The sequence below is a fragment of the Vibrio sp. TRT 2004 genome (assembly GCF_050113735.1).
GTDB lineage: Bacteria > Pseudomonadota > Gammaproteobacteria > Enterobacterales > Vibrionaceae > Vibrio.
The window spans coordinates 24,636-39,820 of sequence record NZ_JBNJOH010000039.1 but is presented as its reverse complement, the minus strand read 5'-3'; the positions used below and the strand labels follow the sequence as shown (position 1 = coordinate 39,820).

The 15,185-nt window shown below is 41.0% G+C and carries 13 protein-coding genes, 1 tRNA gene and 1 pseudogene; 4 read left to right on the top strand and 11 right to left on the bottom strand.

The features are described 5' to 3' along the window. Window positions 1-221: 221 nt before the first annotated feature. Together ACQEXR_RS15090 and ACQEXR_RS15085 are read right to left on the bottom strand one after the other, a co-directional pair. Window positions 222-725 carry a hypothetical protein gene (locus ACQEXR_RS15090; RefSeq protein WP_427020664.1) on the bottom strand — a complete coding sequence of 168 codons (504 nt, stop codon included), beginning with the start codon at window positions 723-725 and terminating at the stop codon, window positions 222-224. A 9-nt stretch (window positions 726-734) separates the two neighbouring features. Beyond that, window positions 735-2,078 carry a PAAR domain-containing protein gene (locus ACQEXR_RS15085; RefSeq protein ID WP_427020663.1) on the bottom strand — a complete coding sequence of 448 codons (1,344 nt, stop codon included), beginning with the start codon at window positions 2,076-2,078 and terminating at the stop codon, window positions 735-737. Between the two features lie 362 nt (window positions 2,079-2,440). Between ACQEXR_RS15085 and ACQEXR_RS15080 the strand changes: the two genes are divergently transcribed. Then, window positions 2,441-2,854, top strand: a complete 414-nt coding sequence (locus ACQEXR_RS15080; protein WP_426953276.1) for a VOC family protein — start codon at window positions 2,441-2,443, stop codon at window positions 2,852-2,854. Between the two features lie 379 nt (window positions 2,855-3,233). Here the strand turns inward: ACQEXR_RS15080 and ACQEXR_RS15075 are convergent, their stop codons facing one another. The 6 genes from ACQEXR_RS15075 to ACQEXR_RS15050 all read right to left on the bottom strand — a co-directional run bounded on the left by ACQEXR_RS15075 (window position 3,234) and on the right by ACQEXR_RS15050 (window position 9,765). Continuing rightward, window positions 3,234-5,333, bottom strand: a complete 2,100-nt coding sequence (locus tag ACQEXR_RS15075; protein WP_427020662.1) for a DEAD/DEAH box helicase — start codon at window positions 5,331-5,333, stop codon at window positions 3,234-3,236. Then, window positions 5,333-6,247 carry a HamA C-terminal domain-containing protein gene (locus ACQEXR_RS15070; protein WP_427020661.1) on the bottom strand — a complete coding sequence of 305 codons (915 nt, stop codon included), beginning with the start codon at window positions 6,245-6,247 and terminating at the stop codon, window positions 5,333-5,335. The genes ACQEXR_RS15075 and ACQEXR_RS15070 overlap by 1 nt, the downstream gene beginning before the upstream one ends. A 290-nt stretch (window positions 6,248-6,537) precedes the next feature. After that, on the bottom strand, window positions 6,538-7,140 hold the full coding sequence (locus ACQEXR_RS15065) for a DUF4326 domain-containing protein (RefSeq protein ID WP_427020660.1): 603 nt from the start codon (window positions 7,138-7,140) through the stop codon (window positions 6,538-6,540). Further along, window positions 7,140-7,580 (bottom strand): DUF488 family protein, encoded by a 441-nt coding sequence (locus ACQEXR_RS15060; protein ID WP_427020659.1) that lies wholly within the window; start codon window positions 7,578-7,580, stop codon window positions 7,140-7,142. Before ACQEXR_RS15060 ends, ACQEXR_RS15065 begins: the two co-directional genes overlap by 1 nt. An 8-nt stretch (window positions 7,581-7,588) precedes the next feature. Continuing rightward, on the bottom strand, window positions 7,589-8,203 hold the full coding sequence (locus tag ACQEXR_RS15055; protein ID WP_427020658.1) for a dual OB domain-containing protein: 615 nt from the start codon (window positions 8,201-8,203) through the stop codon (window positions 7,589-7,591). Between the two features lie 536 nt (window positions 8,204-8,739). After that, window positions 8,740-9,765, bottom strand: coding sequence for an IS110 family transposase (locus ACQEXR_RS15050; protein ID WP_331428637.1), 1,026 nt, complete (start codon window positions 9,763-9,765; stop codon window positions 8,740-8,742). Window positions 9,766-9,971: 206 nt separating this feature from the next. Here ACQEXR_RS15050 and ACQEXR_RS15045 point away from each other — a divergent pair. Then, window positions 9,972-10,136: pseudogene (locus tag ACQEXR_RS15045) on the top strand (transposase); the annotation flags it as partial. 242 nt (window positions 10,137-10,378) lie between these two features. On the opposite strand, the gene ACQEXR_RS15040 reads toward ACQEXR_RS15045, so the two are convergent. Continuing rightward, a tRNA-Ser gene (locus ACQEXR_RS15040) sits at window positions 10,379-10,469 on the bottom strand. Between the two features lie 316 nt (window positions 10,470-10,785). Between ACQEXR_RS15040 and ACQEXR_RS15035 the strand changes: the two genes are divergently transcribed. Continuing rightward, a complete protein-coding gene (locus ACQEXR_RS15035; RefSeq protein WP_138972717.1) occupies window positions 10,786-11,490 on the top strand; it encodes a MaoC family dehydratase in 705 nt (234 codons plus the stop codon). A 63-nt stretch (window positions 11,491-11,553) separates the two neighbouring features. Here ACQEXR_RS15035 and ACQEXR_RS15030 read toward each other — a convergent pair whose 3' ends face one another. Continuing rightward, complete coding sequence (locus ACQEXR_RS15030) at window positions 11,554-12,129, bottom strand: hypothetical protein (protein WP_138972716.1); 576 nt, start codon at window positions 12,127-12,129, stop codon at window positions 11,554-11,556. Window positions 12,130-12,290: 161 nt separating this feature from the next. Between ACQEXR_RS15030 and ACQEXR_RS15025 the strand changes: the two genes are divergently transcribed. Then, complete coding sequence (locus ACQEXR_RS15025; protein WP_138972715.1) at window positions 12,291-13,814, top strand: DUF3612 domain-containing protein; 1,524 nt, start codon at window positions 12,291-12,293, stop codon at window positions 13,812-13,814. 286 nt (window positions 13,815-14,100) lie between these two features. On the opposite strand, the gene gntR is transcribed toward ACQEXR_RS15025, so the two are convergent. After that, the gene (gene gntR / locus ACQEXR_RS15020; RefSeq protein WP_331427329.1) at window positions 14,101-15,102 is read right to left on the bottom strand and encodes a gluconate operon transcriptional repressor GntR; all 1,002 of its coding nucleotides are present in this window, start codon (window positions 15,100-15,102) and stop codon (window positions 14,101-14,103) included. Window positions 15,103-15,185: the final 83 nt, after the last annotated feature.

Below are 15,185 nucleotides of genomic sequence, written 5' to 3'. Positions count from 1 at the left end.
TGCTTATCCATAAAGATAATATACTTAAAACTCCCTAATGAAATTACTGGCAATATAACTATCGCTGGAAAGCACCAAACAATTGCATAGATTGCAATAATTTTCCGAGCTGAAAGCAATAAAATGTCAATGAGTTCTGTCATTCTGTAGCCCACTCATACGCAAAAGTTGCGAGCACGCGTAAGTAGTAGTGTTGAGGATAGAATTTACCGATAGTTACTTTATAAACCACCTATACTTATATAGAAACTAAGTCTGTTTGTATACAAACCATCGTAAAGATCATAAGTATCAAGAGAGAAATCATACTCGACTGACTCCGTACGGCTTGTTATCACAACACTATCTCGTAAAAATAAGCCAGACTTCAACAACTCAACCAAGGATATATCAATATCGTTATTAACTTCTAGATTGTGATTCTTTTTAATTTGATCGAATATATTTAAAAAGTTGCTAACTGTATCTCTATAGTTTCTACCATTGAAATAATAATCTATCTGAACATTCGTCATAAGACATGTTTTCTGTTCTATAATTGCCATCCCCCCTGTGTCATAAATAATAAACTGCCTTACAGTAGGCTCTTTGCTATCTTTATCAACAGACAATAGTTCTTTAACTAGAAAATCCGACTTAATATCGATAAAAGGTTCACTACAAGTAGATTTAGCACTTGAACCTAACGAAATAAGCACAAGTAATGCTACCAAAAATATTTTCATTGAAAAATCCTATACATCAACTTCTATGTGCCAGCATCTATTAGATTTATTTGTCTCATCAATAAACCTCAGTTTACCTTGATGTTTCATAATTATAAACTGATTGGAAATTTTATTAATTAGTGATTTGTCGTGATTATTTAACTTCAACATCGAGTTTACTCCCAAATCAATAATATTAACCTTTTCGTATTCATCGAAGGTTGTGCAGTGTTTAGACACTTTTTCTCCATTTCTCAAAAGACTTTCAATTTTTTTTGCCATTAGATCAATAACATTCGTTGCGTTGTGATTTTCTTTATAAACTGTAAGCACTTTGTCACCGGCTCGCCCATAGAGTTTGAATTGGCTGTCTAAATCTTGCTTAGCGTTTCGATACATTACCCTAGCCTGTTCGTCAGGTGTTCTTAAGGTACTAGTAATAACCGCATGCTTTGCTCCTGCCCTTGAAAATGCCAGCCTAATGATTTCTATAGCCTTCTGGCTTACTACTCTCTTATCGGCGGGTAAATCTTCTTTGTATGTAACAACAACAGAATCAATCGATCTTTGGTATTCCCACCCTTCAACCAGCGCTTCATCTAAACCCAATAACGTCCCTTGTCCGACGATTCCATCAACTGCGCCTATTTGGTATGCCAGATGGGTATTGCTTGTCTCTTGATACTCTTTCTGAAACAGCTCGACTTGTCGCTTTGTTGTTGGGCCGAAATCTCCATCAGCGCCTGTATTACCAAGGTCAAAGTTTAGTTTTATCAAAGCTTGTTGAATATATTCAACCTCTTGCCCGTGTGAGCCAATCTTATATGAATGAGAATCACGATTGGCAAGCTTGTCTAGAGTTAGAGATTGTTTGAGGAGTGGAGACTTTAACCTTATCGCTTTAACATCTTCAGGTTGAGATTTCGACTCCTGTGCACCTTGCCGACTGGCAGGGTTAGACAATGCCGCACCTGAACCTTCTCCCGCTAAGGAGTCAACTATTGTTTGGAAAGTGGCATTCATCTCTTGCGTACTCGCATGGGGCTTAAAACCACGAATCTGGCCATCAACTTTAGAAAACTTCATCGCACCAGCAGATGAAATTAGGGTGTTGGTGCCTTCTGGGCAGCCACACACAACAAAGTCGCCATCTAGCGCAGCCTGAACGTTATCTATATAAACATCCAATTTTTCTATAGGGACAATTTTCCCCCAGCCTTTGTCGCATCGCGGGCATGTTGCAATCATATCGATCTGCGTCGCTCCCTCACCAACAAATATTATATTACCAAGCCCTTGTGTAACGACACCTCCAGTTGTGGTGCGATCCCCTTTATGGATTAAACCTCTTCCACCTGCGTGTGCTGACATAAACGCCTCTCTTTAGCCAATGAGCCAAACTTATACCGAACGACAATATGCAATCCAAGTCACATAGTTGAGGTGGTTAATATAGAGAGAGATGGAGCTTCAAATGTATCAATTGGGAAATAAATCCATGACACAGATTTATTTCCTTTATTCGACGAGAAGGTATGCGTGATTTCGTGATTGTTAGCTGCGCAAAAACTAAAAGGACCGCAAAAAGAACTAAAAGGACAGGCGCCATTAAACTCTTATTAGACGGAAAATTATCCTCTTTAAGCCTTGCTCGGAGCGTTCTTGGAGTGATTTGCTTTCGCGAAAAGTCTTAAAAAGATTACAATCAACGTTTTGAAATAGCAGAAATCAGCATGTCTAAAACTGTTCAGCAGCAAATCGGAAACATCGCTCTAGTCGTCGAAAATTACGACGATGCTATTGAGTTCTATACCCAGAAGCTTCAATTCACACTGGTTGAAGATACTGACTTAGGTAATGGTAAACGCTGGGTTCAAGTTTCTCCTCCAAATTCCAATGGCACGAACTTGCTTTTAGCTCAAGCGAGTACGCCAGAACAAACGCAAGCAGTAGGAAATCAAACGGGCGGTCGTGTGTTCTTGTTCCTACACACTAATGATTTCTGGCGAGACTACGAGCTAATGAAGGCAAATGGAGTGGTTTTTAATGAAGAGCCACGCGTTGAAGAATATGGCACAGTTGTTGTGTTCCAAGATCTTTATGGGAACAAATGGGATTTACTGCAACTAAAAACAGCAACCCAATAGCACGCGCATAACCAACGAACTTCCTTTGGATAGTTATGGGAGTTTTGTAGAAAAACAGGGGTGGCAATACGTGTGTAGTACACGCCAGAAGCCAGTTTTAGCAAATACATATGTATCACCTATCTGTGTTAGGTGACTTTTCTATACTTCAGATACGAAAAAAGCCTTTGATAATCAAAGGCTTTTTTCTAAGAATAAGTGGCGGAGAGATAGGGATTGGAAAGCTATATCCACAAGATTAAAGTACTTATTTTACAATGAGTTACGTCGCGCACTCAAAAGCCGAGTTTGCCTTTTGTGGTGTACATAATAAACCAGTTATCGATGAGAAATCAATGCATTGAATGCGTTGGGCTCATAGCCGAACTTAGATTCATAGTCATGCATCTCTGACTATGCCCTCCATGAAATAATCAAATATGTACCTGTCAAAAGAATCAAATGATACATTGAGCCTTGCTTGATGCTCGATAGACATGTTCGTAAATTCTTCTAAAGCATCGTGAATCTCAATATCATCTCGTTCAAGGTCAATCACTCCAAGTTCATGGATTTTCCTAGATAACATCCTTGGTAATCCGTACTCCTCTAACTGGTACACCAAGGGAGGTAGGAAGGCATTTGAAACTTTACCTATAAATGGTGAAATATCTATGTTTTCGTTAAGAATATCTTTCTGGAGTACATTTACATCGTTGAGAAGGGACGTCAATTTAAATGTTGCGATTTTCTCTAGCTCAAAGAACTGATCAATACCGATGTCTAGATCTTCCAGTCTGTTAAGTAGTTGAGGTATCGTTAGAAACCAATTCTCAGATAATACCTTAACAAACCCTACAAACTTTCTGTGCGGGCCTCCCCAACCACTAGGAGATAGTCTTATAACTTTATACAAGTAGCCTTCCCAATCATCGGGGTGGCTCGAGTTTAAATACCCTAAACCGTTCCAAGTTGGTTTATTTGTTACCAAGTCTTTTGCGATGCTATGAATTAAATACGAATCACTTGATTCTAGCTGACCGCCTTTTTGAAGTTGATTTAGTCTTCCTTCGCCCAATAACTCCTCCATATCCTCTTTGTAGGCGATTATTCTAGCTATTTGCTCCTGAGTTAGCTCAGCTTTATATTCCTCTAAATCAATACTACCAACAAGTTGGTCTGGAAAGTCCAGATCTAACTGAGTCTCGGTTTCTTCTGGGGGTTTCTCTAGAATATAGATCTTTCCAATAAAATGTCTGAACATCCTTCCACCACGCCCAATGATGTTCTTATAACTAAAATCATTTATACGTGCTCTACCTCTGCCGCTGAGGTTGCTCCATAGCACAACGTTTTCTGCGGAAGTATTTACCCCTTCTATAATAGAAGACGTGGATACCAAGTTTTTGAGACCATTTTCTTCTTCAAACAAGCGTACTTGAATTTGGCTTAACGAGCGATGTAAGCGTCCATTGTGAATGCCTGTCCCCCTTTTTACCAAGTTGGTCAGCTTCCAATTAACATCGTAATTTTTCCCCAACCAATGATGAAAATCTCTCAGAAGACCACTTTCTGATGAAGAGAAGCGATCTGTAAGTAAATTAGATACGCTATCAATATTTCTAAACGTGCCCGCGTAGATCAGTGTTTTACCAGCAGTATTCGATAGGATGTTAATTAATGTATCACTCTTAGCTCTTTCATCACCGTTGATCTCCTCATACAGCTCATGCTTTTCAAGAAAGACCGTATTGAAGTTCACGTTCACAAATTCCATATCCTTTGTAAACAGGCTGTCATTCAGTGAAGAGATATTTGGAGCAAGAAAGTACTTTTGCTTTGCCTTTGAGCCAAGCTTTAATATGGCATTTATTAACGAGGGAGACCTATCCTTATCAAATGCTGAACTAGCTTTATAAAACTCATCGACTATCAAGATGTCTATGTTCTCTAACTGTTCTGCATAGTGGATAGCTCGTTCTTGAGGGAAAACAAAGATGTTTGAATCACCAAGCCTAGCTTCAGAAGTCGTGATGATTTTATAGTTCGCGCCAAATTTCTTATGCAATCTCCTTCGAGTTTCATCTGTTAGCGCAATCGTAGGGACAATGATTACTACATTTTTAGGCTTTTTTAACGCTATAAATGCATCAATAACAAAACTCTTGCCAAAACTGGTGGGAGCACTGACGGCAAGGTTTTTTCCTTCGATTAACTTTTTGAGTATTGAGGATTGTTCCCTATGTAGGGCCAGAGTCTCTCTTTCCCCAACATCTACCTTGAATGCTTCATGAGCATATCTATCTTGCCAGTCACTGGTTTCCAATTGAATGTAAGGAAATAAACCAACCTGCCTAATCAGGTTGTTGACCAGAGGTGAATATTGGATTTGGTTAGACTTATGATAGTCCAGCAGTTTAATGAGTTCATTTCTTGCGGACATCTCATCTTGATCATTTATGTAATCATTTATCTCATGGCACTTTTCGAATACATCCATTAAAACTCCTCCTTCAAGAACTCAACCTTTTGAACAAATTTATCAACAATTTGAGCCTTATTTGGCACTGGAAACAGTATGATATGGAAGGTTATTTGGTCGTAAAGGTGTACATCGCTCATCTCTGATATCTGCTTCTCAAAATAAGCATGTGCTCTATCTAAGTGGTAATCCGTAACTTGCGTTTGGTATTCTTCTGACCAAATGGTAGTGCCTTGGGTAACCTCGCACTCATGAAGGATAAAAATGGGAATATGGATTTTGGGTTTAATGGAGTCCAATGACACTTTAGATGACAAGGCATCTTTGATTCGCTGACGCAATTCAGGGCTTGTAATCAAGTGATCAATATCGCTAACGTTTGTTACAATACTGTTCTCTTTCTTCAGCTTATCTGGCTTCAAGGAATTCTTTACCGATGTAACTATGGAACCTAGCCTTGCATTCTCTATTGACTTGTAGAACTTGGCCTCGCCAAACCAGAGGGAAAAATCATCATCATGCACAACTAGATGGACACTATCTGCACCTTTTGCGTTATCTTGAGCATTCTGTTTATAGAAAATCTTGGGAACTACTGGTAAAGCTCCATAATGGTGCTTCATAATACCGTATAGGAAAATTTCGGCTAATTCACTACCTTTGCCAATGTCAGTTTCTTTGTCTGTCAACCTTAGGTTAGCTGCTGAAGCTGTGAGTAAAGATGAGGACTTGTTAATTAGAGCTTCTCTTTCCTGAGACGACAGAGATGTTTCTGCAATATTATCCCATATAAACATATGAAAATTTTTGTGGCGCCAACTTCCTTCCTCGAAATCATTGGCAATACTCAGGACATGCTTATTGCATTGAGGGCTTATACTCTTCGTACAGACATCAGAAAATGAGCTGTCTAACAGTACATTGAATTCCATAACTCACTAACCTGTATAATAATTTTCTTAATAATATACAACTAGTGACATTGCATCAATGTCAAACTAAAGTGTTGATTGTTTGGCATTCACAATTAGCACGGTCTCTGTATTAACCAGTTGCCTGACTAGAAAATATGACTTTCTGCCAAGAAAAAGGTAGTGCTGACATTGCTAGGCTATCGCTCTTAATAATCTATCCAGACATAATACAGAAGTACCAAGAAAGTAAAGGAATCGGCTCAACCCAACTCCTGTTCCCTTTGGCTTTTGATAATTATTTTAATGTACTATTTTCCATCATCCCAAGAGTTTAAAAAATCAGCTAAAACATCACCATGACAAGCCTGGGGTTTGCAAAAACAACCAAGCCGCTTTCCCGCTAAAGAGTAAACTTTTGATTTATCGACATTTATAAATTTATCGTAGTCGAAGTCATATTTAAATTTTCTAATAACTTCATCGCGATCTCCGTCCTCAAACATTGAATAGGGGTTGCCCCAATATGAGCCACGACCAATATACTCATAATGCGGGGTGTTTCCTTGAGCTTGATACTTTGTATCGGATTTTATGTTAATGACTCTTGTTATTTGGATACGTATACACCTCAAAGGGACTTGAGTATTTTTCAATAGATCAACTTCTGAAGAAAACTCTTCTCCGTCATCAAAAACAATCGCATGCGTAACATCATCTTGAGACCAACTTTGCAAACGAGTTGAACTTACCCCCCCTAAGCTTTCTGCGCAAAACCTTTCAATAAAATGGTTGGGGTCTTCGGAGTAAATTAACTCTACGTCATCTAAACTTGAAGTTATCTTACTTACTTTCCTTGAAAACTTCGAAAAGCAGTTAAAAAGATGTGGGTATAAAACCAGTATTTTTGCCATTAGTACAAGTGCTTAACATTAAGGTTTAAATCAGTGTTTTCGTTTAAGTAATCTACCACTAAGCGCCTATGACATAAATGGGGCTCGTGCTCACTACATAGTAGGCAACCTTGATCGATCAATGAAGGATTTATCAATCGCTCGACATTGCGTTTTGCCATCAGATTAAGAAACTTATCTTCATACGTTTCCCATGACATGTTGCCCTTTTTGTATGCGTTAAGAATGTCTTTGGTTGGAGCTAACTCTGGCATATGTACATACTCAGCTCCACAAAGTTCTCTTAGGAAAAATTTCAAATCATCTCTTTTAGCAAAACCTGCTAATTGAGATACGTTATTGAGCCTCACATCGATTAGAGTTCTTACTCCTGAGCTTTTCAAGTAGCTAAAAAAAGTCTCAGCTTTCTTTTGGGTAAACCCTATGGTGTATATGTGCATGTTAACCCTCAAAAAATAGTTGCGATAAGTTTGTAACAATAACCCTGATATTCTTCACCTAGACTAACACATAAAATACTAGACACTGCTAAGCTCTTGGACACTATCTCATCAAAGTTGGGATCTGTTGCAGCCAGATCATAGTCAATACCACCGTAGGTAAAGGAAGCTCTTCTGCTCCCTCCTGCTGTATAGTAGAGATTTAAGTTCGTTACTTGGACTAGATAAAGAGACTGAGGTATATGGCATATGCCAGATACTATATCAGTGTGATTAACTCTATTACCTGCTCCCCAAAGATCTACGGGAGTATCTAACAATGTACTAATCTGCTTTGGATCAAACGCATAGTTTTGAATCCATACGCTACCATCAATAAGGTAATTTTCAGGTTGATGTGGAAGAGGTGCCGCTTGAGCTAAACCTATTCGAGCCTTTTGCAAAGGCTTTACACTAAATGTTCCGTATGGATTTTTTACTTTAGCTTGCTGGTGAGTTAGTTCACCACCTTGCATATTCGATACTGGTCTAATCCAATTTCCCGTACCAACACATTTTCCCGCTACACAGTGTTGACCATGTTTAATAGAGTTAGCCAATACCACCACTTCAGATTGCGCCATGAGTTCTCCTAATCGAACTAAGTCTAAAAAAATCAAACATTTGACTTCAGCTTATAGCATGGCCATAAAAACCTTACTTTGAAGATGGTCAAATTTCAATAAGAAACCAGGCACTATGAAACATGAACTTTTGTGATAATGATGTTCTTTCAGTCTTATAGATGTTTCTTATAACGGACTCTCAACAGAACAATGAAAAGGGGATAAAACTTCTTGGTTCGTAAAGGCAAAAAGGACATATATGGTCACCTCGCTGTTCGCAAGGCCTGATTGAAATTAATGTCGGTCTTTTCTTTAAGCTATTTCATAGGCACCCTTAACGGAGATTAACATTGATGGTCGACGGTCTTGCGACATATATCCGGCGTCGTTATAGCAACGTTTAGTTTGCTGCGCCCTAATGAGTTCCAAATTGACGTCTTATCCTCCTCTACACACGCATGGCTTTTCAATAGCCGCTGTCCCTAACAGGTTTTGAATAAGACAAACCGTTTTACATCAGTGTATTACCGCTCTTTTACAGATGGTTCTCTTTATCAGGCACACGCCAAATGAGGATTATAAGGCGCTCTTTTTACCAACACGGCCCAAATAATCCGTGCCAGCTTATTCGCGAGAGCAACGACCAATTTGCAGACATGCATCTTGGGTTTTAATGTCTGTAGCCACAGACTGAGTGGGTCCGATTTTCGCTCACACCAGTTTATCACTGCTCTTGCCCCCTGAATGAGTAGCTTCCTTAAATCTCGGTTTCCGCGTTTAGTGATTTTTCCAAGATAGTTTTTGTCACCACTACTGTATTGAGACGGCGTCAACCCTAACCACGCGGACAGTTGCCGACCATTTTTGAACTCACCAACGCTGTTTATAGAACCAATGATGCCTGACGCGACAAGAGGTCCTACGCCAGGGACGCTCGATAATAGCTCGTAATCCTTGTGTTTACGGGCACAAATAATCAGTTGCTGTGTCAGCGAATCAATCTCTTCACTAAGCTGCTTGTAGTGCTCCCAGAGCTTTAAAACGAATGAACGAGTTACATGGGAGAGTTCATTGTTGGGGTCTTCCAGAATCGTCGGGATTGACCCTATTAAACAGGCGCTGCTGGGTTCAGTGACGACACCGTATTCCGCCAGAAGTCCTCGAAGCTGATTCACAGTGGCCGTTCGTTGTTTAACGAATTGACTCCGTATTCTTTGTAACGACTGAATATCTTGTTGCTCAATCGTTTTAACTGCAACAAAATGGATTTTAGGCCGTTGAGATGCCTCAGCAATGGCAATCGCATCATTAGCATCGTTTTTGTTCCCCACTAGCATCGCTTTAACCATTCGAGCAGGTACGAGCTTCACCGTATGCCCAAGCTTTTCAATTGCACGCCCCCAATAATTTGAGCTGTAACAAGCTTCCATCACAACAGTGGTTGGAGCATATTGCCTTAACGTGTCCAACAATCTATTTCGGCGTACTTGGCAATTCGAAACCGGTCTGTTTTGTCGGTCGAATACAGCAATCTGAAACACATTTTTTGCTAAATCGATACTAATAAGCCTATATTTCATGTTGGTCACCTTTATCCTTGATTCTGTCAAAAGTTAATCATGGCACATTGCGATGCCGAGATAGAGGTGACCATCTCATCACACGCCATAAAGGATGAAATAAGAGTGAGTTGTTGATACTTAAGCCAAAGGTTCTATTCATGCGGGTTGCCGATTGTTGTCGGCATTCTTAACCTCAGTGGATAACTCACCAAAGGGGCGTAAAAATGACAACTGCGAGAAAACAACAGATATGCGTTGATGCTACACCTTATTATCATTGCGTCTCTCGCTGTGTCAGGCTTAGCTTCCTGTGTGGGGCTGACCCTATCACTCAACAAAATTATGAGCATCGCAGAGCGTGGGTAAAGCGAAAAATGATGGCGGTGGCAGCAAGCACACAAACTGCCCAATATCATTTAATGGAGCCTATCCTTTAAGCCTTACAAACGAACTTCCTTTGGGTAGTCATGTGAGTTTTGTAGAAAAACAGGGGTGGCAATACGTGTGTAGTACACGCCAGAAGCCAGTTTTAGCAAATACATATGTATCACCTATCTGTGTTAGGTGACTTTTCTATGCTTCAGATACGAAAAAAGCCTTTGATAATCAAAGGCTTTTTTCTAAGAATAAGTGGCGGAGAGATAGGGATTTGAACCCTAGATACGCTATTAACGTATGCCGGTTTTCAAGACCGGTGCTTTCAACCACTCAGCCATCTCTCCGTTGCGGGGCGTATATTAGGTATAGCCCTGCTACTTGTAAAGTATTAATTCACTCACTATGGTTTAACTGCCGAGAAACTAAACAGTTTTTGAAGGCGTATCCAACAGAAAGCCAGCCAAAAGGGCGGAATCGATGGGATAAAAGCTCTATTGTTAGTTTTGCAATAAAATAGTGTTTTATTTATAAGTTCATGTTTTCAATAAAAAATACCACTTTCAGACAACAACTGTACGCCCGAAAGTCGTTGCACAATAGTGTGAACTGTTTCAAAATTACGGAATTAACCGAGTAACATGATCTATTTCTGAGGTTTTTATGAAAGTCGCTGACTTATTTAAACATCGTGGTGAATCAATTTCTAAGCAGCATTCTGAGTTTATGCAGTGGATGTCTCCTACTGTACGTGAATACTGGGGTGAAATTGTTAATAAGGCTCATAACCGCCACCTGTTTACTCGTCTGCGTGATTTTCACATTCCCGCAGTTAACGACGAGTTACGCCATCCGCTAGAAACGCCAACTACTCAGACTCCACAAACAATCGAGTTAAAGCCCGAAGCTCAAAAAGTGTACCTTGAGTTACAGTCTAAGATTGGTGAAGTTATTCATACTGGCGACTGGCTGGATATCTCGCAAGAGAGAATTAACCAGTTTGGTCAAGTGACCGAAGATATGCAGTGGATCCATACCGATCCAGAACGTGCTGCTACGGAGTCACCGTTCAAGACTACAATTGCGCACGGTTTCCTTACTCTGGCCTTATTGCCTAAGTTGACTGATAGTGTCGATCCAGAGAACAACTTGTTCCCAACGGCTAAGATGGTCGTCAACATCGGTCTTAATCAGGTTCGTTTCCCATACCCGGTGAAATCGGATAACCGCGTACGTGCGGTTAGTACGTTGTCTAAAGTAACGCCTATCCGTAAAGGGTTAGAAATCGAGCGTGAAATTAAAGTTGAAATTGAAGGTGTTCGTCGCCCAGGTGCGGTTGTAACATCCGTTATACAACTTCATTTTTAACGCCAAGATAAACACAAAAAAAGGATACCGAAAGGTATCCTTTTTTCGTTGTAATGTTTGTGGTTATCGAGTCATTGTGTAGCAACGCTCTAGTTGGTAATCGTCACCATTTTTTGCTGTGTACTCTTTCTGCTCAGTACATGCGCTAGGTTTACCTTTTTCGTCGCCTTTAACCACGCTGATCCAGTGGCGCATAGCTGCAATCTCAGTCATTGCCGTAGGAAACATGGTGCAAGTCTCAAGCTGGATATCTTCAATATCGATAAGCTCTACGCAGCCTGTGCCTTTATGATTGCCAAAAGTTACTTCTACGTGGCTACCTGTGCCATCTCTAAACAGGATTGATGCTGGGTCTTCTTTTTCACCAGTGTAAGCCACAAAGTGCTTAGAGTGTTTTAGACCGCTGTGGCTGCCGTCTTTGAAGTACGCCATTACATGGCGGTAGTCGATTACGTAAGCTGTTACGTCTTTATGTGAACCGTTCTCTAGTGGGAACAAACGGTCAAGTAACTGCTTAGCGTTTTGTTGTTTTTCCATTGCTTGGCTAGCGTCTATCGTCTCTACCGCGAAGACTGCTTCAGCGATAAATGGCATATTTTGTTCTTGGATTTCAGTCTTATCGATTGTCAGCATGTTCATAGTGTTTCCCTCGCGGATATTTCACAACTTATTTGTCCTTGCGCAAATATTTCAAATCCCATTCTGTTTATATGTGAATTTGTGACTTTGCTTACTTTCTATACTAGTGAATTTTTTACTACAATTTCACAACAAAAATTTTACAGTGTGAATTTTACAAAATGCCAGTGTCAAAAAGCTTGATCCGCCAGTCTCATTTTCTAGGTACTAAGATAAGAAATCTTAGGAAACGCAACCACTTAACTATGGAAGATCTCTCTGCTCGTTGCATAAGGGTTAATCCCGAGTATGCGCCATCGGTTTCTTACTTATCGATGATCGAACGTGGAAAACGGGTCCCTAGTATCGATATGTTGGAAGTGATCGCCGAAGTTTTTCAAAAAGATCCGACTTGGTTTCTTGACGATGAACCCGAACAAGCGGATATCACACCAGACAAAGGAAACCGAGGTGGGATCAGCGGTATGGCACTCGAGCCAAGCTTTCTATTTTCAAACGATATTTTACAGATAGCGATCCCAGAGATGCTTTCACAAACTGGTATTACTGGCCGCCAGTTTGCGCATTTACTGATTCGGGCACACCAAGAGAGCAATCAGAACCATTTCCCTGATCTTGAAAGAGCAGCAGAGGAAGTGGGCCTGAAACGACTTAACCTCTCTGCCGAAGACCTCATGGATATCGCTCGTAGCCTTGGTTTGACTATCCGCTGGATTTCACGACCACCACAAGACGTCGTTGACGAGCTGGGTGTCAGCGCTAAACAAGTGGTTACCTCGTTCTTTGAACCACCAGGTACCATCTTCCTCAATGAAATTTTAAAGCTGTACCCTACTCGCCTTAAGTACGACCTCGCCGTTTATATTGGGCACTGTGTTTTACACAGCAAAGAGGGACTCAAGAGCGTACTCTCTGTTGGCCATGCCAATAGTTGGGAAGAGAGCAACCAATCAAGTACAACGTCTGAACTTAACTCACAGGACATTTTGCAAGCTTGGCGAGACTTTGAGTCAAGCTTCTTCGCCGGCGCACTACTGTGCCCTAAGGTTCCATTTAGGCAGTTACTGGACCGCAGCGGGTACGAAATCGACGTACACTTAAAAGCGGGCGTTTCCCCTTCCGTTGCGATGAGACGAATGACCGTCGTTTCTCCTTATCCTCACTGGCACTATTTTGATGCCTATGGTCAAAATAAGCTTAAAGCAGTCTACCGAGGCAACGGGATCCCTCTTCCTTGGGGGAACATGCGCAAAGTTAACGATCCATGTCAGCACTGGGCGGTGTTTAGGAAATTATCAGAACCACAACAGGGAAGCTCTGCTCAGATCTCAATTCTGAATGTCGGTGACGAGCCAAGAATTTACTGTTGTGAGTCGGTAAATATGACCGATCCCGCAGGCAACAACCGCGTGCTTTGTGCCGGTATCGATCTCAATCCTGCGATTGATGCGCAGGGAGGAAACTCACTTGAGATTGCCGAAGAGCTTAAAGCTCTATGTGTCGGAAACGGGGGAAGCGCTGCGATACCACGCCATATACGAAAGGAATTTACGACTATCGCAAAGATTCTCAATATTAACTGGATCGAAAGAGGTATTGAGTCGGACGCGCGAGTGATCTGTTCCAGAGGCGCAGTGTGCCCTAGAAAACCGAGTTGCTACAGTGGGTGCCAAGAGGCTGAATAGTTTCGATTTACGGCGTTCAAAAAGAAAAAAAGCCAATCACAATATGGGTGATTGGCTATATATAAGTGTGAACAAGATAGGTTCACTAACAACGTCAGTTGGCTAGGTGACCCTCGGCTTAAGAAGGGTCAAACTACATAAAGCAGAAAGCGTGCCAACTTTCACTAAGCCAATATTTGCTTGTTTTTGCTTAATTCATAACCTAATTCATAAAAACTAAGCGCATAATAGATTTTCAAGATGCAATTATAAGCAAAATGCAAAATCTAACATTTGCATTTTGCAACTATATGCTTTCACCAAGTTCTATCCGGTAACCAAGATCAATGCTCTCCTGCCATTGTTCTTTGCCTTTCAATCTCTCAATGATTTGCGTCGCAGCGACATGACCGATTTGTTCACGTGGCGTTATCACTGTCGCGAGCTTAGGTATCATCGCTTGACTGATATCATGACCGTGGAAACCCGCAATCGCCATCTGTTGTGGAACGAGAATACCGCGCCTCTGACATTCGTATAGTGCACCAATCGCTAAATCATCATTCGTACAGACAATCCCATCGACTTGTGGGTACTGCTCTACCAACTCTCCAAGAAGCTTCGCCCCCAGAGTAAAAGAGGATGCATCTTCCGTCTGCAAGCTAACGGTTTCCAAGCCCGCCTCAGACATCGCCTGATGATAGCCATCCATTTTCAAACGCGTACGCTCATCCATACGAGCAGCAAAATAGGCGATGTGCTTCCTACCTTTGGCCAGAATCGCTTCTGTCATTGATTTGGATGCCTGAGCGTTATCAAATCCAACCGCCTGTTCAATACGTGGAGAATAGCTGTCCATGATTTCAATGATTGGGATAGAGGCCGTTTGCAGCATCTTTCGTGCTTTCTCGGTATGCACATTTTCAGACAAAATAATGGCGTCAACGTTGTATGACAGCAAAGATTCGATGCTTCGCTCTTCTAAATCCGTGCTATATCCATAGTGAGCAATCATGGTCTGATAACCAGCAGGAGTTGTTACCGACTCAATACCTCTTATCACTTCGGCAAAGACTTGGTTCGTTAAAGATGGAACCAACACACCGATGGCATTGGACTTAGCGTTTGAAAGAATGTCTGGTGCTCGATTGGGAATATAGCCCAGCTCTTCAACCGCCTGATTTATTTTATCTTTTATAGCTTCGGAAACCTGTGATGGGTCGCGGAGACAGCGGCTGACTGTCATTTTAGTTACCCCTACTCGATCTGCGATATCTTGTAAGGTCGGTCTTTTCTTCTTATTAGCCATAACTGAGTTTCTATGCATCTTCCTGTTTGTGTTACTGGTAACATAGTACCTTTCATCGGATATTATTTTATTGTTACAGGTAA